Annotated in this window: 29 protein-coding genes and 3 tRNA genes; 15 read left to right on the top strand and 17 right to left on the bottom strand. The window is 65.7% G+C overall.

The features are described from left to right. The first annotated feature begins 225 nt into the window (after positions 1-225). The 7 genes from ACFX4F_RS09145 to dxs all read left to right on the top strand — a co-directional run bounded on the left by ACFX4F_RS09145 (position 226) and on the right by dxs (position 6,739). Positions 226-301: transfer RNA gene (locus tag ACFX4F_RS09145), tRNA-Phe, on the top strand. 42 nt (positions 302-343) lie between these two features. Continuing rightward, positions 344-419, top strand: a tRNA-Phe gene (locus tag ACFX4F_RS09140). Positions 420-593: 174 nt separating this feature from the next. Then, positions 594-1,145, top strand: coding sequence for a lipocalin family protein (locus ACFX4F_RS09135; RefSeq protein ID WP_099819088.1), 552 nt, complete (start codon positions 594-596; stop codon positions 1,143-1,145). Positions 1,146-1,307: 162 nt separating this feature from the next. Further along, complete coding sequence (locus ACFX4F_RS09130) at positions 1,308-1,784, top strand: LEA type 2 family protein (protein WP_099819087.1); 477 nt, start codon at positions 1,308-1,310, stop codon at positions 1,782-1,784. Positions 1,785-1,849: 65 nt separating this feature from the next. After that, positions 1,850-3,640 (top strand): acyl-CoA dehydrogenase C-terminal domain-containing protein, encoded by a 1,791-nt coding sequence (locus tag ACFX4F_RS09125; RefSeq protein WP_099819086.1) that lies wholly within the window; start codon positions 1,850-1,852, stop codon positions 3,638-3,640. A 420-nt stretch (positions 3,641-4,060) separates the two neighbouring features. Further along, entirely contained in the window at positions 4,061-4,726 is a 666-nt protein-coding gene (locus ACFX4F_RS09120) for an HNH endonuclease (protein ID WP_025876340.1), read from the top strand. 105 nt (positions 4,727-4,831) lie between these two features. Further along, the gene (dxs, locus tag ACFX4F_RS09115) at positions 4,832-6,739 is read left to right on the top strand and encodes a 1-deoxy-D-xylulose-5-phosphate synthase (protein WP_099819123.1); all 1,908 of its coding nucleotides are present in this window, start codon (positions 4,832-4,834) and stop codon (positions 6,737-6,739) included. Positions 6,740-6,922: 183 nt separating this feature from the next. On the opposite strand, the gene ACFX4F_RS09110 is transcribed toward dxs, so the two are convergent. The 3 genes from ACFX4F_RS09110 to ACFX4F_RS09100 all read right to left on the bottom strand — a co-directional run bounded on the left by ACFX4F_RS09110 (position 6,923) and on the right by ACFX4F_RS09100 (position 8,201). Then, the gene (locus tag ACFX4F_RS09110; protein WP_032978640.1) at positions 6,923-7,126 is read right to left on the bottom strand and encodes a hypothetical protein; all 204 of its coding nucleotides are present in this window, start codon (positions 7,124-7,126) and stop codon (positions 6,923-6,925) included. Between the two features lie 174 nt (positions 7,127-7,300). Beyond that, complete coding sequence (locus ACFX4F_RS09105) at positions 7,301-7,864, bottom strand: DUF3011 domain-containing protein (RefSeq protein ID WP_099819085.1); 564 nt, start codon at positions 7,862-7,864, stop codon at positions 7,301-7,303. Between the two features lie 130 nt (positions 7,865-7,994). Further along, entirely contained in the window at positions 7,995-8,201 is a 207-nt protein-coding gene (locus tag ACFX4F_RS09100) for a hypothetical protein (protein WP_380654382.1), read from the bottom strand. Positions 8,202-8,617: 416 nt separating this feature from the next. On the opposite strand from ACFX4F_RS09100, the gene ACFX4F_RS09095 reads away from it, so the two are divergent. From ACFX4F_RS09095 to ACFX4F_RS09075, 5 genes are all read left to right on the top strand, one after another. Then, a complete protein-coding gene (locus ACFX4F_RS09095; protein WP_380654379.1) occupies positions 8,618-8,881 on the top strand; it encodes a hypothetical protein in 264 nt (87 codons plus the stop codon). A 12-nt stretch (positions 8,882-8,893) separates the two neighbouring features. After that, entirely contained in the window at positions 8,894-9,127 is a 234-nt protein-coding gene (locus tag ACFX4F_RS09090; RefSeq protein WP_099819082.1) for a DUF1653 domain-containing protein, read from the top strand. A gap of 69 nt (positions 9,128-9,196) precedes the next feature. Further along, positions 9,197-9,952: a transporter gene (locus ACFX4F_RS09085; RefSeq protein ID WP_380654376.1), complete on the top strand. Its 756-nt coding sequence runs from the start codon at positions 9,197-9,199 to the stop codon at positions 9,950-9,952. Between the two features lie 77 nt (positions 9,953-10,029). Continuing rightward, a complete protein-coding gene (locus ACFX4F_RS09080) occupies positions 10,030-10,602 on the top strand; it encodes a TetR/AcrR family transcriptional regulator (RefSeq protein WP_380654373.1) in 573 nt (190 codons plus the stop codon). A gap of 13 nt (positions 10,603-10,615) precedes the next feature. After that, positions 10,616-10,948 (top strand): SMR family transporter, encoded by a 333-nt coding sequence (locus tag ACFX4F_RS09075; RefSeq protein WP_089236273.1) that lies wholly within the window; start codon positions 10,616-10,618, stop codon positions 10,946-10,948. Between the two features lie 25 nt (positions 10,949-10,973). On the opposite strand, the gene ACFX4F_RS09070 is transcribed toward ACFX4F_RS09075, so the two are convergent. From ACFX4F_RS09070 to ACFX4F_RS09060, 3 genes are all read right to left on the bottom strand, one after another. Next, entirely contained in the window at positions 10,974-11,147 is a 174-nt protein-coding gene (locus tag ACFX4F_RS09070) for a DUF1328 domain-containing protein (RefSeq protein WP_025876319.1), read from the bottom strand. Between the two features lie 104 nt (positions 11,148-11,251). Next, positions 11,252-11,890, bottom strand: a complete 639-nt coding sequence (locus ACFX4F_RS09065) for a LysE family translocator (RefSeq protein ID WP_380654369.1) — start codon at positions 11,888-11,890, stop codon at positions 11,252-11,254. 99 nt (positions 11,891-11,989) lie between these two features. Next, positions 11,990-12,622: a cation transporter gene (locus ACFX4F_RS09060; protein WP_380654366.1), complete on the bottom strand. Its 633-nt coding sequence runs from the start codon at positions 12,620-12,622 to the stop codon at positions 11,990-11,992. Positions 12,623-12,782: 160 nt separating this feature from the next. On the opposite strand from ACFX4F_RS09060, the gene ACFX4F_RS09055 reads away from it, so the two are divergent. Continuing rightward, positions 12,783-13,475 (top strand): aspartate/glutamate racemase family protein, encoded by a 693-nt coding sequence (locus ACFX4F_RS09055; protein WP_380654363.1) that lies wholly within the window; start codon positions 12,783-12,785, stop codon positions 13,473-13,475. A gap of 21 nt (positions 13,476-13,496) precedes the next feature. Here ACFX4F_RS09055 and ACFX4F_RS09050 read toward each other — a convergent pair whose 3' ends face one another. Then, a complete protein-coding gene (locus tag ACFX4F_RS09050; protein WP_380654360.1) occupies positions 13,497-13,865 on the bottom strand; it encodes a hypothetical protein in 369 nt (122 codons plus the stop codon). A gap of 275 nt (positions 13,866-14,140) precedes the next feature. On the opposite strand from ACFX4F_RS09050, the gene ACFX4F_RS09045 reads away from it, so the two are divergent. Together ACFX4F_RS09045 and ACFX4F_RS09040 are read left to right on the top strand one after the other, a co-directional pair. Further along, positions 14,141-14,650: a DUF3011 domain-containing protein gene (locus ACFX4F_RS09045; protein WP_380654357.1), complete on the top strand. Its 510-nt coding sequence runs from the start codon at positions 14,141-14,143 to the stop codon at positions 14,648-14,650. Positions 14,651-14,765: 115 nt separating this feature from the next. Then, complete coding sequence (locus ACFX4F_RS09040; RefSeq protein ID WP_380654411.1) at positions 14,766-15,215, top strand: GNAT family N-acetyltransferase; 450 nt, start codon at positions 14,766-14,768, stop codon at positions 15,213-15,215. Here ACFX4F_RS09040 and ACFX4F_RS09035 read toward each other — a convergent pair. The 10 genes from ACFX4F_RS09035 to infC form a co-directional block, all read right to left on the bottom strand. Then, positions 15,185-15,526: a low molecular weight protein tyrosine phosphatase family protein gene (locus ACFX4F_RS09035; RefSeq protein ID WP_380654354.1), complete on the bottom strand. Its 342-nt coding sequence runs from the start codon at positions 15,524-15,526 to the stop codon at positions 15,185-15,187. The two genes, ACFX4F_RS09040 and ACFX4F_RS09035, sit on opposite strands and share 31 nt — an antisense overlap. Further along, on the bottom strand, positions 15,520-15,723 hold the full coding sequence (locus ACFX4F_RS09030; protein WP_380654351.1) for a hypothetical protein: 204 nt from the start codon (positions 15,721-15,723) through the stop codon (positions 15,520-15,522). The genes ACFX4F_RS09035 and ACFX4F_RS09030 overlap by 7 nt, the downstream gene beginning before the upstream one ends. Before the next feature lie 118 nt (positions 15,724-15,841). Next, positions 15,842-15,918, bottom strand: a tRNA-Pro gene (locus ACFX4F_RS09025). A 67-nt stretch (positions 15,919-15,985) separates the two neighbouring features. Further along, positions 15,986-16,342: a MerR family transcriptional regulator gene (locus ACFX4F_RS09020; RefSeq protein ID WP_005410431.1), complete on the bottom strand. Its 357-nt coding sequence runs from the start codon at positions 16,340-16,342 to the stop codon at positions 15,986-15,988. Next, positions 16,323-16,622: an integration host factor subunit alpha gene (locus ACFX4F_RS09015; protein WP_005410432.1), complete on the bottom strand. Its 300-nt coding sequence runs from the start codon at positions 16,620-16,622 to the stop codon at positions 16,323-16,325. The genes ACFX4F_RS09020 and ACFX4F_RS09015 overlap by 20 nt, the downstream gene beginning before the upstream one ends. Positions 16,623-16,649: 27 nt before the next feature. Then, positions 16,650-19,046 (bottom strand): phenylalanine--tRNA ligase subunit beta, encoded by a 2,397-nt coding sequence (pheT, locus tag ACFX4F_RS09010; protein ID WP_380654348.1) that lies wholly within the window; start codon positions 19,044-19,046, stop codon positions 16,650-16,652. Positions 19,047-19,129: 83 nt separating this feature from the next. Further along, positions 19,130-20,125, bottom strand: coding sequence for a phenylalanine--tRNA ligase subunit alpha (gene pheS / locus ACFX4F_RS09005; protein ID WP_049468839.1), 996 nt, complete (start codon positions 20,123-20,125; stop codon positions 19,130-19,132). A gap of 194 nt (positions 20,126-20,319) precedes the next feature. Further along, the gene (gene rplT, locus ACFX4F_RS09000) at positions 20,320-20,679 is read right to left on the bottom strand and encodes a 50S ribosomal protein L20 (RefSeq protein WP_005410435.1); all 360 of its coding nucleotides are present in this window, start codon (positions 20,677-20,679) and stop codon (positions 20,320-20,322) included. Positions 20,680-20,690: 11 nt separating this feature from the next. Beyond that, entirely contained in the window at positions 20,691-20,888 is a 198-nt protein-coding gene (gene rpmI, locus ACFX4F_RS08995; RefSeq protein ID WP_002811096.1) for a 50S ribosomal protein L35, read from the bottom strand. Positions 20,889-21,162: 274 nt separating this feature from the next. Further along, positions 21,163-21,705, bottom strand: a complete 543-nt coding sequence (gene infC, locus ACFX4F_RS08990) for a translation initiation factor IF-3 (RefSeq protein WP_089236282.1) — start codon at positions 21,703-21,705, stop codon at positions 21,163-21,165. Between the last annotated feature and the right edge of the window lie 27 nt (positions 21,706-21,732).

Genomic DNA, 21,732 nt, shown 5'->3' with positions numbered 1-21,732 from the left:
GGCGCTGTATCGCTTGCCCCGTCAGCTTTGGCGTCAGCGGCGGGCCGCTGTTTTCCGCGTCCAGCATTTCCGGCCAAGCTGGTCAACGCAGGATCAACCACTTGCACGGCCTTCCACCGGTCGCAGACACCAATGTGAAGGTTTTTTTCCAAAACGCTTGCCGAACCTGTCCTACGTCCGTAATATGCGCGTCCTCGGCAGCGACATCGCTGCAACGAAACAAGTGGCCGAGTAGCTCAGTTGGTAGAGCAGGGGATTGAAAATCCCCGTGTCGGCGGTTCGATTCCGTCCTCGGCCACCACTTTCGAAGACCTGCAGAAATGCAGGTCTTTTTTTTCTACATGGCCGAGTAGCTCAGTTGGTAGAGCAGGGGATTGAAAATCCCCGTGTCGGCGGTTCGATTCCGTCCTCGGCCACCATGTTCAAAGACCTGCAGAGATGCAGGTCTTTTTTTTGTCTGTGAGTTTCCGACCAAGCACCACGTGGATCGCGCCGCATCGATCCTGCGCGGATGCGGCACGTGGGTTGACGAAACATTCACACCTCCGCGTGCCGGGCAACCTACGCTCCAGAGTCCTGCCCGGAGCCGACCCATGCATCTGCGCCCTGCCCTGCTCGCCTGCCTGCTGCTTTTCGCCGCACCGGCACTCGCTGCCGAGCCCGTGCGCGCCGTCAGCGAACTTGACATCGATCGCTACGCCGGCCAGTGGCACGAGATCGCCCATCTGCCGGTGTCGTTCCAGAAGCAGTGCGTCGGCGAGATCACCGCCAACTACGGGCTGCGCCGCGATGGCCGCATCAGCGTCACCAATGCCTGCCGCAAGGCCGATGGCGAGCGGGTTGTCGCCGAAGGCGTGGCGCGGCCCGTTGCGGGACAGCCCGGCCAGCTGCAGGTGCGCTTCGTTCCCGACTGGCTGAGCTGGGTGCCGCTGGTCTGGGCCGACTACTGGGTGATCGCGCTGGACCCGGACTACCAGTGGGCGATGGTCGGTGAACCCGGCCACAAGTATCTGTGGATCCTCGCGCGCCTGCCGGAGATGGACCGCGCCCTGTTCGACCGGCTCAAGGCCAAGGCCGAAGCGATGGGCTACGACCTCGCACCGCTGCGCATGATGGCACCCCTGCGCGACACCCCGGCCGACTGAGGCGCCGCCCAACCGGGGCACGCTACGTCCGCAATCCGGCATCGCGCACGCCTCGCGTGCATCTTCACGCGCTACCCTCTGTGGCCGGTCGCCGCAGGCGCCCTTTCCACCATACGCCGTAGTATGCTTATTCCACGCACCGCCTTCAGAGGACCTGCGCCCATGCTCCACCGCTTCCGTACCGTCTTGATCATCCTGTGCACCCTGGCCTTGGCCGCTTGCGGCGATGGCATCGTCAAGCGTGTTTCGGAACCGGCCGCGAGCCTGCAGCAGCTGACCGTGCAGGCCAACGGCGACTGGACCGTCGCCCTCCGTCTGCAGAACTACAGTTCGATGCCGATGAGCTTCGACGACGTCGCGCTGGCCCTGACCATCGGCGACACAGAAGCCGGACCCCTGTCCGCCAAGCCGGGCATCTCCATTGGCGGTGTCTCTGCCGATGTCATCAACGTCAACTTCAAGCCCAGCCCGGCTGCACGCCTGGTGATCGCCGACGCACTGGCCAGCAACCGCACCCTCGCCTACAGCCTGAAGGGCACGGTGTCGGCCACGCCGCAGGAAAAGAAGCAGCGCACCTTCGATATCAACAGCCGCAGCACGCTGAACCAGGCCCCGGGCCTGCCGGGCGTGCTGCGCTGATCTCCGCTTTCCGCCGCGACGCATCGCGCCGCTCCCCCTGTTACTGATCAAATCGAGACGCACCGATGAGCAGCTACACCGCCCCGCTTTCCGACCTTCGTTTCGGCCTGCACGATGTGCTGAAGGTCGAGCCGCTGTTCGCCCGCCTGGGCTTCACCGACGCCACTGCTGACGTCGTCGATGCCGTGCTGGAAGAAGCCGGCCGCTTCAGCGCCAGCGTACTGGCCCCGCTCAACAGCGTGGGCGACGAGATCGGCTGCGTGCTCGACCAGGCCAGCGGCGAAGTGACCACGCCGCCCGGTTTCAAGCAGGCCTACGATCAGTTCGTCGACGGCGGCTGGACCGGCCTGACCGCGTCGCCGGAACTGGGCGGCCAGGGCCTGCCGCACACCCTGGGCGTGCCGCTCAACGAAATGATCAACGCCGCCAACCTGGCCTGGGGCAACTTCCCGCTGCTGTCGCACGGCGCCATCGAAGCGCTGAAGCAGCATGGCGAAGCCTGGCAGCACGAGGCGTTCCTGAAGCCGCTGATCGAAGGCCGCTGGACCGGCACCATGTGCCTGACCGAACCGCATTGCGGCACCGACCTGGGCCTGCTGAAGACCAAGGCCGAGCCGAACGCCGATGGCAGCTATTCGATCACCGGCACCAAGATCTTCATCACCGCCGGCGAGCACGACCTGACCGGCAACATCGTGCACCTGGTGCTGGCCAAGCTGCCCGACGCTCCCCCGGGCGCCAAGGGCATCTCGCTGTTCGTCACCCCGAAGTTCAAGGTCGACCGCGACGGCAACGTTGGCGAGCGCAATGCGCTGCGCTGCGGCTCCATCGAACACAAGATGGGCATCAAGGGCTCGGTCACCTGCGTGATGAATTTCGATGGCGCCCAGGGCTACCTGGTCGGCCAGCCGCACAAGGGCCTGCAGGCGATGTTCACCATGATGAACACTGCTCGCCTGGGTGTCGGTCTGCAGGGCATCGGCCTGTCCGAGCGCGCCTACCAGAACGCGCTGAAGTACAGCCGTGAGCGCCTGCAGTCGCGTTCGCTCAGCGGCGCGAAGTTCCCGGACAAGCCGGCCGACCCGATCCTGGTGCATCCGGACGTGCGCCGCATGCTGCTGACCATCAAGTCGCTGGTGGAAGGCAGCCGCCTGCTGGCGCTGCACGCCGCCACCCTGATCGACGTCGCCCATCATGCAGACGATGCCGGCGAACGCGAGCGCGCCGACACCCTGGTGAGCTTCCTGACCCCGATCTCGAAGGCCTGCCAGACCGAATGGGGCATCGAGAACACCTACAACGCGCTGCAGTGCTTCGGCGGCCACGGCTACATCCGCGAGCACGGCATGGAACAGCTGGCCCGCGATGCCCGCATCACCACGCTGTATGAAGGCACCACCGGCATCCAGGCGCTGGACCTGATCGGCCGCAAGACCGCGTCCAGCCAGGGCGCTGGCCTGAAGCTGATGCTGGCCGAGATCGAAGCGTTCGCCAAGGCCAACGAGGGCAACGAAAGCCTGGCCGAGTTCATCGGCCCGCTGCGCGCCAAGGCCGCCGAGTGGGGCAAGCTGACGATGGACGTGCTGCAGCGTTCGGCCGCCAACCCGGACGAACTGGGTGCAGCCAGCTACGACTACCTGTTCTATTCGGGGTATGTGGTGCTGGCCTACTGGTGGGCCCGCAGCGTTGCCGCCGCCGATGCCAGCGCACACGGCGCAGCATTCGCCCAGGGCAAGCGCGAGACCGCGCGTTTCTACTTCGCCCGCGTGCTGCCGCGCACCCTCGGCCACGCCGCCGCCATCCAGGCGGGTGCCGCACCGCTGATGGCAATGGACGACGAACGCTTCGGCGCCTGAGCCGGGCCGCGCCCGGCACCCGCGACAGCGACAGCAACAGCAACAGCAACAGCAACAGCAACGGCTGGTTTCCTGCGGGATGGCGGGGTGGGTCCAATTGCGGGGGACGGCGCAAGTACGTCCCTGTAGCCTCGGTCGCGCCATCCATGGCGCTCACGCCCCCGCAACCGGACCCACCCCGCCTTCGACAACTCCCCGCGGCTGTTGGTAGGTGTCGACCTTGGTCGACACATAGATCCACGCCACGCGTGGATGGAAACCCCCGAAATCCGTCTGGAGAAAAGCCCCCTTTTGTTAAAGGGGGCGCGCCGACAGGTGCGGGGATTAGGTGGAATGCGCGGACCTGAATGTTGACGATTTGTGTATCGCCCGCTGGGCGATACACAAATCGTCAACATTCAGGTATAAGCTGTTTTCCCGATGGAGACAGACACTACACGCTTGGGTCTGATCGAAGCCGGAGCTCCGTTTTCTGCTCCGGGCGCCGAAGCATCGCCCAACGCCACGACGCTGCATCGCCCCGGCACGGTCCGGTTGCTCTCACTTGATGGCCACGGGCGGGTCCTGGATTGGATCACCTGGCAGGACGCCGCCTGCCTCTACGCCCGCGATGCCGTCGCCTGGACACTCGGCGACCCCTGCCTGCACATCCACGGTGGGACCAATCGTCGCAGTGGCATGCAGAGCGGGATGGACCTGCACCCGATCATCGCCGCGCGCGGCCATGCCCGCTCACGTGCGCTGGACCCGACACCGAACCTGACCAACCCGGCCCTGTTCGCCCGCGATGCTCATCTCTGCCTTTACTGCGGTCAGCAGTTCGGACGCCCGACTCTCACCCGCGACCACGTCATGCCCTTGTCCAAAGGCGGCTTGGATACCTGGGAAAACGTCGTCACCGCTTGCTTCCACTGCAATTCGCGCAAGAGCGACCGCACCCCGCAACAGGCCGGAATGCCACTGCTGGCGGTGCCCTACCGGCCGAGTTGGATCGAGCACCTGATCCTGTCCAACCGCAACATCCTGGCCGACCAGATGGCATTCCTGAGGGCCCAGCTGCCCAAGCGCTCCAAGCTCTGCACCTGAACACCTGAAATTGCAACCCTCACCGTCCTGTCACGGACGGCGGCGTTTGCTTGCCCCACCCCCGTTTGAGGGCGAAAATGGGCGTTCAGAACAAGTGCGAACATGATGATCGACTCTGCCCGCTATCCCCGCCTCGCGCGCATCCAGACACCGGATGACCTGCGCACGTTCGACGAATCCGAACTGACGGCGGTTGCCGATGAACTGCGTGCCTACCTGATCGAATCGGTGGGCAAAAGCGGCGGCCATTTCGCCGCCGGCCTGGGCGTGATCGAGCTCACCGTGGCCCTGCACTACCTGTACCAGACCCCGGTCGACCAGCTGGTCTGGGACGTCGGCCACCAGACGTATCCGCACAAGATCCTGACCGGTCGCCGCGACGAGATCCACACCGTCAAGCAGAAGGACGGCGTCGCGCCGTTCCCGAAGCGCGAAGAGAGCGAATACGACACCTTCGGCGTCGGCCACTCCTCGACCTCGATCTCGGCAGCGCTGGGCATGGCCATCGCGCGCCAGACCGAAGGTGACGACCGCAAGGTCGTGGCCGTGATCGGCGACGGCGCGATGACCGCCGGCATGGCGTTCGAGGCGCTGATGCACGCCGGCGGCATGGAACCGGAACCGAACCTGCTGGTGATCCTCAACGACAACAACATGTCGATCTCCGAGGCAGTGGGCGGGCTGACCAAGATGCTCGGCCGCGCCACCGGCAGCCGCACGCTCAATGCGCTGCGCGAAGGCGGCAAGAAGATCCTCGGTGACAAGAAGAACAACCCGGCCCGTTTCGTGAAGCGCTGGGAGGAACACTGGAAGGGCATGTTCGTGCCGTCCACGATGTTCGAGGAGATGGGCTTCCATTACACCGGCCCGATCGACGGCCATGACCTGCCGGCGCTGCTGTCCGCGCTGAAGACGCTGCGTGCCTCCAAGGGCCCGAAGCTGCTGCATGTCATGACCACCAAGGGCAAGGGTTACGAGCCGGCCGAAGGCGACCAGATCGGTTACCACGCGGTGGGCCCGTTCGATCCGGACAAGGGCCTGGTGGCCAAGACCGGCGCGAAGAAGCCGACCTACACCGACGTGTTTGGCGACTGGCTGTGTGACGCCGCCGCGGCCGAGCCGCGCCTGTATGGCATCACCCCGGCGATGCGCGAAGGCTCGGGCCTGGTGCGCTTCAGCCGGGAATATCCGCAGCGTTATTTCGATGTGGCCATCGCCGAGCAGCACGCGGTGACCCTGGCCGCAGGCATGGCCACCCAGGGCGGCAAGCCGGTGGTGGCGATCTATTCCACTTTCCTGCAGCGCGCGTACGACCAGCTGGTGCACGACGTGGCCATCCAGGACCTGGATGTGCTGTTCGCGATCGATCGCGCCGGCGTCGTCGGCCCGGATGGTGCAACCCACGCCGGCAACCTGGACCTCAGCTTCCTGCGCTGCGTGCCGAACATGGTGGTGATGGCCCCGTCCAACGAAGCCGAGTGCCGGCAGATGCTCAGTACCGGCCTGCAGCACCCCGGCCCGGCTGCAGTGCGCTATCCGCGCGGCAGCGGTACCGGCGTGGATGCCGGCAGCGATCTGTCGACCCTGCCGATCGGCAAGGGCGAGCTGCGCCTGCAGGGCAACCGCGTCGCCCTGCTCGCCTTCGGCAGCACCGTCGCCGCCGCTGAACAGGTGGGTCGCGAACTGGGTTTGAGCGTGGTCAACATGCGTTTCGTCAAGCCACTGGATCGCGAACTGGTGCTGGCCATGGCCAACCAGCACGACGCACTGGTGACGATCGAAGACAACGTGGTGGCCGGCGGCGCCGGTTCGGCCGTGGCCGAACTGCTCAATGCCGAGGACGTACTGCGCCCGATCCTGCACCTGGGCCTGCCCGATGCCTTCCAGCATCACGCCAGCCGCGAGGACCTGCTGGCCGAGGCCGGCATCGATGCCGCCGGCATCCGTGCGGCTCTGCTCAAGCGCTGGCCGCAATTGGCAGCCGGTAACCCGCCGCTGAGCGCGGCGGGCTGAGCGTCGCCGGGGTTATGGGGCCACGTCATGCGTGGCTCCCCAGGCCCCTCATCCACGCATGGCGTGGATCTACCAAGGCACTGGTGGCGCAGAGATACATCCACGCATGGCGTGGATCTACCAGGGTAAAAGTAGATCCACGCCATGCGTGGATGCCGCAGACCCTGCCGGCGATCGGCGCTCTCAGCCGTAGCTGATCGCTTCGACAAAAGCACCGCTGGACTCCACCCGCACCGAGGCGCGCTGGCCGGTGTCGGTGAAATGCAGGCGGGCCAGGGTTTCGGCGAAATCGAAGGCACGGACGCCATCACGGAACTCGATCGGTTCCGGCTTGTCCGGGTGCAGCACGCGCCATTGGCGCTGCTCACATTGCAGTCGGATCAACATGCGTTGCTCACTCCTTGAACAGCGTATCGACGACGAGAGAATGACCGCACCGGGCGCGACAGGGATGGCCAGTGCGAACCGGGACGCGCAAGGCGTCCCGGGAGTCGACAATACGAGGAAAGAAGTGTGATCGCTATCAGATTTCTCTGATCTTGAGCCGATTGCGTCGGCCGCTCAGTTCACCTGGAACTGGGCCCTGCAGCCATTGCTGACCCAGATGCCACGACGGTCCCAGCCCCAGCTCTGGCCTTCGATGCAGGCGCTGCGCGATTCCTGTCGTACCAGGCGCACGCCGCGACGAACCTGCGCATCACAGTACTGCTGGCGCCGGTCATTGGAATGGCAGGCAATCACCTGGCCGCCACCACCCCACTGGCTTCCGCCCCAGCCGTTGCCGCCACCGCCGCCCCAACCACCGCCGCCACCGCCCGGCCGCCGGTACTCACCGACGAATTCGGCGCGGCAGCCCTGGGTAACCCAGACACCGTAACGGGACTGGCCCCAGGTCTCACCTTCCACGCAGGGGGAGCCGGACAACTGGCGGATCATGCGCGCGCGCCCTTCCAGCCGGCACTCATTACTACGGTTCTTGATCGATTCACAGCGCACGATGCCATTGCCGCCACGATCATCGTAGCGATCGTCGTAGCCATAGTTCTGCGCCTGCGCGCCGCCAGCGGCAGCCATCATCGGCAACAGGGTGCACGCCACGGTGCGCCAAGTGAGTCCCTTGCCCATCCCTCGTCTCCAGGTGAATACGGTGGAGGCAAGCATCGGGGATTCTCGGCGTGGCGCACAGAGGGAGCTGCGACGGCGGTTTTTCCCCCATTCAACCAACCCAACCGCAACTGACTGCGGCTGCGCCGGCTCAGCGGCCGAAGTGCAGCGCGTCGACCGCGGTGCCCAGGGCTTCCACGCGCACGGTGCTGTGCTGGCCGGTACGGCAGTGATGTTCGCTGGCCCGCGAGGCAGCGGCGTCGAAGGCGGCCGCGCCGGTGCTGAACACTTCGGTCGCGCGCGTCTGCGGATCCAGCACGGACCACCGCTGGGCATTGCATTGGACAGTGATGACCATCGTAGGCTCCTGCGTTTCTGGGAAATCCGGGACCGGCACAAGGCCGATCTCCGATGCCCGACCAGCCTAGCCAGCGCCTCGGGAAAGACCTATCGGATTTATCCGAAAACTCCCTACCAGCACCTAAGAAAGCGCCGCCCATCACATCCCTGAGGCCATTTAGGAAATCCATTCCGTGACCCTTGTCACGAAGTCAGCCGCGCTTCACACTACCGTCATCAACAGGGGCCCCTTCCACATGCGCACCTCGCTTCCACTGCAGCGTTCGACGCTGCTGAAGTTCTATTTCGCCGCCAGCTACGTGGTTCTGATCGAGGAACTGGTCCGCGCGTCGCTGAGTTGAGGCTTGGCCAGCGAGGCTTGCCGCCGCTGCGGGGACCGCACAGACTATCGGTTTACGGCACGGAGCCGCACCCATGAAAGTCCTGTTCCTGATCCCGCTGCTGGCCTTGGCCGCCTGTGCCAGCCCGGAAAGACCGGTCACCCGTGACGCCGCCACACCCGTGGTCGGTGGCGACCGCGATGCGCACGGATGCATCGGTTCGGCCGGCTATCAGTGGTGCGAGCACAGCCAGCGCTGCGAGCGGCCGTGGGAACTGGCGCAAGCACAGGGCCTGGCCAACACCGCCGAAGCCATCGACGCCTACTGCGCTACCCCGGCGTCGCCGGCGCGCAGGTAACGGATGCCGCCAATGACCGATCTGTCCCCGCTGCCGGCGCTGGCGCCCGGCCGCTACCGCCACTTCAAAGGTGGCGAGTACGAGGTGATCGACATCGTCCGCAGCAGTGAAACGCTGCAGCCGATGGTGCTCTATCGCGCCCTGTACGGCGAAGGCGGACTGTGGGTGCGTCCCTATCCGATGTTCATTGAACAGGTGCCCGGCGAGCACGGCCCACAGCCACGCTTCGCCCGCATCGGCGACTGAACGGCGCGGCTCACGCTGCGCGCACGGCATCCCCGCGCATGCTGGAGCCCCCTGCGAGACGGAACCCGCATGCGTCACACCCTGTTGATCGCCCTGTCGCTGGCCAGCACCCCGGTGCTGGCCGCAGAACTTCCCAGCTTCGACCGTCCCGGCATCGGCTTCGGTACCGACACAGTGCCGCGTGGCGGCCTTGCCGTCGAAGTCGGCCTGCCCAGCTATCAACGTGATCGTGATCGCGACGGCCTGCGTACGACATCGCTGTCCAGCGACCTGCTGTTGCGCACGGGCCTCGCACCCGGCTGGGAACTGCAGCTGGCGTCCACACCGTGGCAGCGCCAGCGCGAACGTGGCCCTGACATGCCGCGCACGCAGCAACGTGGCGCCGGCGACAGCACGGTCGGAGTGAAATGGGCCGGTCCCGGCAGTACCGAGCGCACGGCCTGGGCGCTGCTGGCCAGCGGAGTGATCGCGCGTGGCGATGCCGCCTTCAGCGACGGCCGCCAGTACGCGCTGGCCGCCAGCGTCGAGCACACCTTCAACGAGCGCTGGAGCGGTGCGCTGTATGGCAGTCACGAGCGCGGCGCGGGCCAGCGCAGCACGACCTGGTCGCCAAGCCTCGCGTTGAGCGTGACCGATCGGCTGGGTACCTACATCGAAGCCGGCTTCACCCGCGCCAGGCAGCAACCCGACCAGGCCATCGCCGGCGCAGGCCTGACCTGGATGCTGCGGCCGAACGTGCAGCTGGATGCCTCTTTCGATCTGGGCCTCAATCGCAACAGCCCCGACCTGCAGCTCGGCACCGGCATCGCGTTCTATCTGCAGTGACCTGCTGAACTGATCGTGCGCGTCGGGCGCATCGCCCTCGGGCTACAATCATACCGTCCAGTCGGTTTCGTTCCCCCATGCCAGAATCCCCTCCCCGCTCCCGCCGCAAGGCGCCCGACAGCGTGCGCCAGGCGCTGCTGCACGCGACCGCCCACACCATCGGCCAGAATGGACTGGCGGCCCTTACCGTGCAGGACATCGCCGACGCGGCCGGTGTCAGCAAGGGCGCGCTGTTCCATCATTTCAGCAGCAAGCAGGACCTGGTCGAGGCAACGCTGACCTCGCTCATCGCCGACTTCGAGGACAGAGTGCGCGAGGTGCTGCGACAGTCCCCGCCCCGCCATGGCGGCTTCAGCCGTGCCTATGTGCAGGTCAATTTCGAGCATCTGCTGCAGCAGGAGCAGATCAACGATATCGGGCTCACCATGGGCAACATGCTGGAGCCAGCGCTGCTGGTCCACTGGAGAACGTGGATGCGCGGCATGCTGGCCGAGTTTCCGGCTGAAGCCTGCGATCCGCGCCTGTACGCCGCGCGTTGCGTTGCCGATGGCTACTGGGCGACCGCCTATGGGCGGCCCTTGGACGAAACCGAACGCCAGAATGCCCAGGCCATGGCCCTGGAGGCACTGAAGCTGTGCGAACCGGCATGAACGGGAAACTGCGATGAACCCCTATTTCTACCTGGCCGGCGCGATCGTGCTGGAAGTGATCGCCACCTCCCTGCTCAAGGCATCCGAAGGCATGACCCGCCTCGGTCCGACGCTGGGCGCGCTCGCCGGTTACGGTGTGTGCTTCTACCTGCTGTCGCTGACGATGAAGTCGATCCCCACCGGCATTGCCTATGCCATCTGGTCCGGCGTCGGCATAGTGCTGATCTCGCTGATCGGCCTGCTGGTATTCAAGCAGCGCCTGGATGCACCGGCACTGATCGGCATCGGCCTGATCTGTGCCGGCGTGCTGGTCATCAACCTGTTCTCGCACAGCAGCGCGCATTGAGCGCGCCGCTGTACGAACTGGCGGGCTAGGCGACCTTCTTCGCGACGGTCATGCCGAGTACGAAAAGTACGACGGCGATGATGATGCCGGCCCAGAACAGGAACTTGGCGATGCCCACCGCGGCGCCGGCAATACCGCCGAAACCCAGCGCGCCGGCGATCAGGCCGATGATGGCGAAAATGATGGCCCACTTGATCATGTCGATCCTCTCCCTGGCGGGAATACTGAAGGTGCGATCAGGTTAGGCAGGCCGCGATGCCACACACGTGAACAGGTCGCAGGCGCGGCGTGAAACGATCCGGCTCAGCGGGGCCGGAAGCGCAGCAGCGCCACTGCGAAGGCGAGAAACACGCTGCCGACCAGGCGTTCGAACCAGCGTTGCGCAAAGGGCTTTGCCAGCCAACGGCGCAGCCCATGTCCACCCGCCGCGTACATCACGTACCAGAACAGTTCGCAGGTGGCGAAGGTGGCCACCAGCACCGTGTACTGCACGGCCTGGCCACGCGCCGGGTCGACGAACTGCGGCAGGAACGCCGCGGCGAACAGCAGCAGCTTGGGATTGCTCAGCCCCACCAGCAGACCGCCACGGAACACTGCCCAGGCACCATGTACCGGCGCCAGCGCTGCATCGACGTCTGTCGCCACCGGCGCCTGCCGGTAGCTGTCCCGCCAGGCCTTGATGCCCAACCAGGCCAGGTAGGCCACACCCAGATAACGCAGCACATCGAACAGCATCGGCGACGAGCGCAGCACCGCGCTCAGGCCGGCCGCGGACGCCGCAAGCACCACCAGCATCGCCAGCAGGCAACCGGCCATGGCGGGCACGCTGCGACGGAAGCCCAGGCCGACGCTGCGCCCCAGGATGTGCAGCATGTTCGGACCCGGCGTGCCGCACAGCACGAACACCGTCGCCAGGAACCACCACCAGGTATGCAGGGCCATCACTTCGTCCACCGGAATAATCCCTGCAAGGATAGTGCGCAGCGGCTGTCCCCACCATGCACAGTCCAGGGTCGAATCGACGGTTACAGCTGCTGCGGCTCAGCCGCTGGCAACGCGTGACGCACACAGTTCGGCCATCGCGATGCGCAGCACCCGCAGCGCCGAGCGCAGGAACACGACCAGCAGTGCGACCGCGACCAGCAGGTCCGGCCAACCGGCACCGAACAGCGCCACCAGACCCGCCGCCAGCACCACCGAAATGCCCTCGAAGATATCGTTGCGTGCGCATTCCCAGGCCGATGCCAGATTCACGTCGTCATTGCGATAGGGCGTCAGCAGCCACAGGCAGAAACCGTTCGCGGCCAGGTTCAGCAGCGCGGCCAGGCCCATGCTTTCGAACAGGGGAACCTGCGGATGCGCCAGCCGCCATCCGATCTGTACCGCCACTGCCACCGCCGCCGCCAGGATCAGCACGCCCTTGAACAGCGCAACCCGCGCTTTGGCCGCCACGCCGGCCCCCACCACCAGCAGGCTCAGCAGGTAGGTGGCGGCGTCGCCCAGGTTGTCCAGCGCACCGGACAGCAACGAGGACGAGTGGCTGTACCACGACGCAGCGACCATCATCAGGAACGTCGCCAGGTTGATCAGCAGCACGATCCACAGCACCCGCCGGTGGCGCGCCTGCATGGCTGCCACATCCAGCGTCTTGCCGCAGCCACAGCATTCGCCCATCGCCCTGTCCTCTGCCTGTCGTACCCCATTATCACGCTGATCAGGCGTGTCGGCAGCAATTGCGACGGGCCCATCTGCAATTGTGCGCCCCGGCCAAGCTCGCACGCAGCAGCCTGGCCCCGGTTGTGCTGCAATGGCGCTCCCCGGCACGGAGACACGCATGAAGACACTTGGCCTGATCGGTGGCATGAGCTGGGAAAGTTCGGCGCAGTACTACCGCCTCATCAACGAAGAGGTACGCGCGCGGTTGGGCGGCGCGCACTCGGCGCAGTTGCTGATGTGGTCGCTGGATTTCGCCCGCATCAAGCAGCTGCAGCATGACGGTGACTGGGATGCGCTGGGCAACGAGATGGTCGATGCGGCCCAGCGGCTGCAGGCCGGTGGAGCAGAACTGCTGCTGATCTGCACCAACACCATGCACAAGCTTGTTGGTGAGATCGAGGCGGCTTGCCCGCTGCCGCTGTTGCACATCGCCGACCCGACCGCCACGGCCATCGTGCAGGCCGGTCTACAGCGTGTCGGCCTGCTCGGCACGGCCTTCACCATGGAGGAAGACTTCTACCGTGGCCGGCTGAGCGAGCGCTTCGGCCTGGACGTGCTGGTTCCGGAGGCCGACGACCGCCGCGATGTGCACGCGATCATTTACGAGGAACTGATCGCCGGCGTGGTCAGCGAGCGATCACGGCAGGTGTACGTCGAGGTGATCGAACGCCTGGTTGCCCGCGGTGCCGAAGCGATCATCCTGGGCTGTACCGAGATCATGCTGCTGGTACGTGCCGAAGACAGCCCGGTGCCGCTGTTCGACACCACGACGCTGCATGCGCGTGCGGCAGTGGACGCGGCGTTGGCATGACGCACGACGGGATGCGCCCGGTCACGCGGGCGATTCCGGCTGCACCGCCAGCGACGTGACCAGCCATTCCACTACCGCTGGCGAATCGCACAGGAAGAACACTGCGTCGCCGCTGCGGGCTTCGGTCAGCATCCGGTAGACGCTGATCGCCACACCCGATTGGCTGGCGATGAAAATCTCGCTGCTGCGCGGCCCGTCGGCCTGGCGCGAAACCAGCCGCAAGGCATGGCGGGCCGCGACCGTATCTTCCGGTTCGGCTTCGCGGGTCAATTCCAGGCCACGCAGGCCCCAGGCGACGAAAACACGCTTGCCCTTGAACGTCGTGTCCAGGACCTGCACTTCGGCCGCGCCTGTGCCGGCCGACCGATGAATGACGATACTGCTGATCAACGCAACCCCCTGTGGTCGTCGTGGTCCGCACATCCTTGTCCGCACCCGCGCCAGCGGCCCCGGGCGATGCCCGAGGGCTGTGTCCGAAAGCGCCGGAACGTGTAAAAAACTGTAAACCGATGCAATCGGATGTGCCCGGGATGATACGGGATGTAACGCCCTGCATGCGCCGCCGGACACTTATAAATCCGTCCTGAGCCGGCGCAGGGCCCGGTCGTCGCAGAGCGCCGCACGTGCGCCATTCTTGCGTCCCACTCCCAACCCGAGGTGTTTCAATGAGCCTTCGCCTGCTACTGCCCCTGGGCGGTTCTGCGCTTGCCCTGCTGCTGGCCGCGACCGCTGTTTCGGCCCAGGACTACGACAGCGAATCGTCTCCGCGCACGACCTGCGAATCGCACTTCAACAAGACCCAGCAGTGTCCGTTCGAGGGACGCGCGCGCCTGGCGCGGCAGCTGTCGCTGACGCGGTGCGTGGAAGATGACAACTGGGGACAGCGCCGCGGCATGCTGTGGGTCACCGACGGCTGTCGTGCCGAATTCGTCGCCGAAGAGCGTGGGCGGGGTCGTTGGCCCGGACGTGACCGTGACCGTGATCGCGATGGCGAGCGCCTGGTCTGCGAATCCTACGAAAAGAAGGAGAAGCAGTGCCGCATCCGCGTTCGTCATGACGTGCGGCTGGTCAAGCAGAAGTCGGTCACCACCTGCACCGAGGACCGCAACTGGGGCTGGGACCGACGCGGCGTATGGGTCAGCGACGGCTGCCGCGCCGAGTTCCGCGTCTACTGAGTGCGATGGCGGCGGGCCCATCCTCGCTAGAATGAAGCTCCCACAGCAGGAAGCACCGCATGGACCGCTGGTATCTGGCAACGATGATGTCCTTGCTGCTGCGCAGCCGTCGGCGATGGCGCTGCAGGCTCCGCCACTTCGGATACGCGAGGCCGAATGCACGGATCTTCCGGCACTGATCGCCCTCGACAGCGTTGCGGCGCATGACCCACGACGTGCGGTGCAGATCGGCCAGTGGCTGGCGGATGGCCACATGCACGTTGCCGAGCTCGATGGCACGCTGGCCGGCTACCGCGTGCAGCATCGGCACTTCTTCGGTGAAGCCTTCATCGAGATGCTGATGGTGGCCGCGCCGCTGCGCGGATACGGCATCGGCAGCGCGTTGCTGCTGCATGCCACCTCGTGCAGCGCAGGTGCCCGGCTTTTCACCTCGACCAACCAGTCCAATACCAGCATGCAGCGGCTGCTGGCAGCCGCTGGCTTCGTGCAGTGCGGAATCGTGCACGGCCTCGACGAAGGCGACCCGGAGCTGATCTACCGCTTCGCCGCTGACGATGCGAGGTAAGGGGCGACCTTCGCTTCCAGCAGCGCCATCAACGCCGGGTCCATGCAGCGATAGTCGTCGGGGATGTCCAGGCAGTGCAGCGGCGTGTGTTTAAGCAGGCGCGCGAAATTCGCCTGCAGCCGATGCTGGTGCTTGGGCTCCATCACGAAGATGACATCCGCCCAGCGGATATCCGCTGGGCTGATGGGCCGGCGCGCGTGCGGGCTGGTACCAGCCGAGCGCGCACTGATACCTGGCCGGCGCTGCCACATCGCTTCGGCGGTGGGGCTGCGCAGCTGGTTGCGGCTGCAGACAAACAACAGGTTCAACATTCCTGATCCAGTAGTTGTCGCGGGCTGCGGACCGGATAGGTGAAACCCAGCTGGCGCGCCCGCAGCAGCTTGTCGCCACGCGTATACATCAGCTTCCAGTTCTTTTCCGGCTTGAAGATCGGCAGTGGTGCCGTGTGGTCGCCGCCGTGGTGGCGCGACTGCGAGCGCCTCCAGGCGCGGTTCCTTTGCGTTTCCATGATCGTATTCTCGTGGGTACCGGGTTCAGCAGCCGCGGTAGTACGAGTGCGCGCAGGATACAACGCCGCAACAAAAAAGCCCACGCATCGCTGCGCAGGCTTGTCTGTTTCATCACAGTGGTCGGGACGGCCGGATTCGAACCGACGACCCTCTGCCCCCCAGGCAGATGCGCTACCAGGCTGCGCTACGCCCCGACTGATGCTGCGATGTGCCCGCCAGTACGGCGGGCCGTGAAGTATAGCGGATTACGGCGGAAATGGGTCAGCGACGCAGCAGTTGCAGCACTTCTTCCAGTTCCATCCGCACCTGCTTGATGATCTGGTTGCTCAAGGCCGATTCCTCGCGCGCATCCGGACCATCCAGGCGCAGGCGCGCGCCACCGATGGTGTAGCCCTGTTCGTACAACAGGCTGCGGATCTGCCGCACCATCAGCACGTCGTGGCGCTGGTAGTAACGACGGTTGCCACGGCGCTTGGCCGGCTCGAGACTGGGGAACTCGGTTTCCCAGTAACGCAGCACGTGCGGCTTGACGTCGCACAGTTCGCTGACTTCACCGATGGTGAAGTAGCGCTTGGCCGGAATCGGCGGAAGTTCGCGGTTACTGCCCGGATCCAGCATAAGCTTCCACCCTCTCCTTGAGCTTCTGGCCCGGACGGAAGGTAACCACCGTACGGGCGGAAATCGGAATTTCCTCGCCGGTCTTGGGGTTGCGACCCGGGCGCTGGTTCTTGCGCCGCAGGTCGAAATTGCCAAAGCCCGACAGCTTCACCTGACGTCCCTGTTCCAATGCTTCACGCAGCACATCGAAGAACGCGTCGACGAATTCCTTGGCTTCCCGCTTGTTCAGACCGACTTCGTCGAACAGCTTTTCCGCCATCTCCGCCTTGGTCAATGCCATTGCCTGCTACCCCCGAGTGCTGCCCGCTCAGCCGCGGATCCGGGCGTGGTGTTCACGCTCGATGGCAGTGACCGCCTCGGCCACTACCGCTTCCACGTCGCGGTCCGTCAGAGTGCGCGACTTGTCCTGCAAAATCAAGCCCATAGCGAGACTCTTGAATCCCGGCTCGACGCCCTGGCCGACATAGCGGTCGAACAGGTTCAGCTCGCGCAGCAGCGGGCCGGCCGCCTGGCGGATGGTCGCGGCAAGGTCACTCCAGGCCACCTGTTCAGGCACCAGGAAGGCCAGGTCGCGGCGCACCGCCGGGTAGCGCGACAGTTCACCGGCGCGCGGCAGCGCACGGGCGGACAGCGCTTCCAGATCCAGCTCGAAGGCGTACACGTCCACGTCGATGTCCATCGCCTTGGCCAGGCGCGGGTGGATCTGACCGATCCAGCCGATCGCCACGCCGTCGCGGAAGACCTCGGCCGAACGCACCGGATGGCCGTAGGCACGGGTGGACGGGCGGAACTCCAGGACCGCGCCACTGGCGGCGGCCAGCGATTCCAGGTCACCCTTCAGGTCATGGAAATCGACCTTGCGGGTCGGCAGGCCCCACTGCACCACCTGCGCTTCACCGCAGACCGCAGCGGCCACGCGCGGGGTTTCCAGCGGCGCGGGCCGGCTTTCGCCGAGCGACGCGTCGCCGGCCTGCTGGGCGAACACGCGGCCGAGCTCGAACAGGCGCACGCGGCCCAGCTGGCGGGCGGCATTGCGGCCCAGGGTGGCGACCAGGCCCGGCAGCAGCGACGGGCGCATCACCGCCAGTTCGGCCGACAGCGGGTTGGCCAGCGGCACCAGGTTGTCGCGCAGCTGCCAGTGGCTCAGCAGTGCGTCGTCGACGAAGGCGAAATTGACGGTTTCCTGCAGATCGCGGGCGATCAGCTGGCGGCGCGCGCTCAACGCGTCCAGCTGGGTTTCGCTCGGCATCGCCACGCGCGAGGCACCGCCCGGCAGCGTGGTTGGAATCTGCTCGTAACCGTGGATGCGGGCCAGTTCCTCGATCAGGTCTTCTTCGATGGCGATGTCGAAGCGGCGGCTCGGCGCAGTGACCTGCCAGCCTTCGCCAGCGACCACCACCTGCATGCCCAGCGCGCGCAGGATGCGCTCGACCTCGGCGTCTTCGATGGTGATGCCCAGCACGCGGGTGATGCGCGCGCGGCGCAGCAGGATCGTGGCCGGCTGCGGCAGGTCGGCCGCATGTACCGCCTCGGTCACCGGCGCTGGCGTACCGCCGGCCAGGTCCAGCACCAGGCGGGTGGCGTATTCGATGGCGGTACGCGGCAGCGCCGGGTCGACGCCGCGCTCGAAGCGGTGGCCGGCATCGGTATGCAGTCCCAGCTTGCGGCCACGGCCCATGATCGCGGCCGGCGCGAAGTGCGCCGCTTCCAGGAACACGGCAGTGGTGGCATCGGTGACGCGCGTATCGAAGCCGCCCATCAGGCCGGCCAGGCCGACCGCGCGGTCAGCATCGGTAACCACCAGGAAGCTGTCGTCCAGCGCAGCATCACGGCCATCCAGCAGCTTCAGGCTTTCACCGGCGCGCGAACGACGCACACCGATCGTGCCCTGCAGGGTGCCCAGATCGTAGGCGTGCATCGGCTGGCCCAGCTCGAGCATCACGTACTGGGTGATGTCGACCAGCAGCGACACCGGCCGCACACCACTGCGGCGAAGGCGCTCGGCCATCCACAACGGGGTCTTCGCCGCGGCGTTGACGCCTTCGATGACACGACCGAGATAGCGCGGCGCTTCAGCACCGGCATCGAGCTGGATCGCCAGCTCGCGGCTGCCCTGGGCAGCAATCGGTTCTGCGATGAAATCCAGTACTTCGCTGCGCGTCGCTGCTGCAACGTCATAGGCGATGCCGCGGATGCTGAAGCAGTCGGCGCGGTTCGGGGTCAGCTTGATCTCGATGCTGGCGTCCGGCAGGCCGAGGTACTCCACCAGGGTCTGGCCGACCGGCGCGTCATCCGGCAGTTCCAGCAGGCCTGAGGCATCGTTGTCCAGGCCCAGCTCCTTGGCCGAGCACAGCATGCCGTTGGATTCGACGCCGCGCAGCTTGGCCGGCTTGATCTTCAATTCACCGATCTGCGCACCGACCATCGCCAGCGGCGCGACCAGGCCCGGGCGCGCATTCGGCGCACCACAGACGATCTGCAGCAGCTCAGCCTGGCCCGCATCAACCTTGCATACCTGCAGGCGGTCGGCTTCGGGATGGCGCTCGGCTTCGACGATGCGCGCGACGACCACATGCTGCAGGCCATCGCCAAGCGCGGTCACCTCTTCCACTTCCAGGCCGATGGCGGTCAGCACTGCGCTGAGCTCATCGCGCGAGGCAGTGGTCGGGACGTGGCTGCGCAGCCAGTTTTCGGAGAATTTCATGGTGTCACCCTGGTGGGCCCGGCGCATGCGCCTGGGCCTGCGTTGTTGAGTCCGCCGGGCATGGCCCGGCGCTACCTAATGCGTTACGCGAACTGCTTCAGGAACCGCACGTCGTTCTCGAAGAACGCGCGCAGGTCGTTGACGCCGTAGCGCAGCATCGCAAAGCGTTCCACGCCCATGCCGAAGGCGAAGCCGGTGTAGCGTTCCGGATCGATGCCGACGTTGCGCAGCACGTTGGGGTGGACCATGCCGCAGCCGAGCACTTCCAGCCAGCGGGTGCTGCCGTCGGGCTGCTGCCAGGCGATGTCCACTTCCGCGCCGGGTTCGACGAACGGGAAGTAGCTGGGGCGGAAGCGCATCTCGAAATCGCGCTCGAAGAACGCGCGCACGAACTCGGACAACGTGCCCTTCAGGTCGGCGAAGGTCGAATGCTCGTCGACCAGCAGGCCTTCGACCTGGTGGAACATCGGCGAATGGGTCTGGTCGCTGTCGCTGCGATAGACCTTGCCGGCGGCGATCATGCGCAGCGGCGGCGCGTGGTCGCCCATGTAGCGCACCTGCACACCGGAGGTATGCGTGCGCAGCAGGCGGCCGTCGCCGAAGTAGAAGGTGTCATGCATCGCGCGCGCCGGATGGTGCGGCGGGAAGTTCAGCGCCTCGAAGTTGTGCCAGTCGTCCTCGATCTCCGGACCTTCGGACAACTCGTAGCCCAGCCGGCCGAAGATGCCGGTGATGCGCTCGAGGGTGCGGGTGATCGGATGCAGGCCGGCGCGTTCGCCACTGCGGCCCGGCAGCGTGATGTCGATCGCCTCGGCGGCCAGGCGCGCGTCCAGCGCAGCGTCTTCCAGCACCGCCTTGCGCTCGCCCAGCGCACTGCTCAGCGCATCGCGGGCCTGGTTGATGGCTTCACCGGCGGCCTTGCGCTCGTCGGCCGGCAGCGCACCGAGCTGCTTGAGCTGCGAGGTGATGCTGCCGCTCTTGCCAAGCAGGGCCACGCGCAGCTGCTCCAGCGCGTCAGGGCTCTGCGCGGCGGCCACGTCGGCCAGCGCCTGGGAAGTGAGGGATTGAATGTCGCTCATGGGTAGCCGGAACTCCAGTCGGTCTGCCATCGCGATGCGCGAAGGGCCGCGCCGTCGCCACCGCTTGCCGGTCGCCCGCCATCTGCACAGCTGCGCCCGGCACAAAAAAGAATGGGGAAGGACTTGCGCCCTTCCCCATGCATTGCCTCTACCTGACACCGTTCTCCGTGAACGGCAACGGCATCGGGAAGGACTTATGCCGCCAGTGCGCCCTTGGCCTTTTCGGCCAGTGCAGCAAAGCCAGCTGCGTCGTGCACGGCGATGTCAGCCAGAACCTTGCGGTCCAGGGTGATGCCAGCCTTCAGCAGGCCGTTCATGAAACGGCTGTAGCTCAGGCCGTTGATGCGGGCAGCCGCGTTGATGCGGGTGATCCACAGCGAACGGAAGTTGCGCTTCTTCTGCTTACGGCCGATGTAGGCGTACTGCTGTGCCTTGATGACCGCCTGCTTGGCGACGCGGAAGACCTTGCGACGGGCATTGTAGTAGCCCTTCGCCAGATCAAGGATTTTCTTGTGGCGGCGACGCGCCTGTACGCCACGCTTAACTCGTGCCATTTTTCAGTTCCTCAGAGGTAAGGGAGCATGCGGTCCAGACGGCCTGCGTCTTCTGCGCGGACGTGATTCGTCTGACGCAGGTTACGCTTACGCTTGGTCGCTTTCTTCGTGAGGATGTGGCTACGGTTGGCGTGGCCGCACTTGTACTTGCCCGAGGCGGTCTTGCGGAAACGCTTGGCCGCCGCCCGGTTGGTCTTGATCTTGGGCATTGCAATGTCCTTGATGGGATATGACCCTGGTTTCTGACTGATCTGGCGGCGGCCTGGGCCGCTCTTTCCGTCCTGCCATGATCGGCGTACGACCCGTCCTGGGTGGGTCGAGCCGGGCATGATACAGGCAAAACCTCCCTGAAACCAGCCCCCATACAGCTTTTCATCCGCAACCGGGCCGCGCCGGTCGCGGAAAAGCAAAAGGACGCCAGCGGCGCCCCTTCACCTTCATCCATTCAGCCGCCAGGCGCCCCGCGAGGCAGCCCGTCAGGCCTCAGGTCTTCTTCTTCGGCGCGATCATCATCACCATCTGACGCCCTTCCAGGCGCGGACGGGATTCGATGACGATGTCCTCGCCCAGATCACCCTCGATCCGGCTGGCCATCTCGCGACCCAGTTCCTGGTGGCTCATTTCACGGCCACGGAAACGGATGTTGACCTTGATCTTGTCGCCTTCTTCAAGGAAACCGCGCATCTTGCGCAGCTTGATCTGGTAGTCGCCCTCGTCCGTGACCGGACGGAACTTCACTTCCTTGATCTCGACCTGCTTGGTCTTCTTCTTGGCCTCGCTGGCCTTCTTCTGGGCTTCGAACTTGAACTTGCCGAAGTCCATGATCTTGCACACCGGCGGGTCTGCCTGCGGCTGGATCTCGACCAGGTCCAGGCCTTCATCTTCGGCCATGGACAACGCTTCGTCTCGCGTCAACACGCCGATCATTTCTCCGTCACTGCCGATCACGCGGACGCGCGGCACGCGGATTTCCTGATTCTTGCGGTTCTGTTTGTTGTCAGGGGTACTGATATTGCGATCTCCCAAGGGTGTCGAACCCGGCCCGGGCGCCAA

The organism is Stenotrophomonas sp. YIM B13575 (assembly GCF_042787595.1).
In the GTDB taxonomy this organism is placed as follows: domain Bacteria; phylum Pseudomonadota; class Gammaproteobacteria; order Xanthomonadales; family Xanthomonadaceae; genus Stenotrophomonas; species Stenotrophomonas lactitubi_B.
This window is presented reverse-complemented; position numbering and strand designations above follow the sequence as displayed.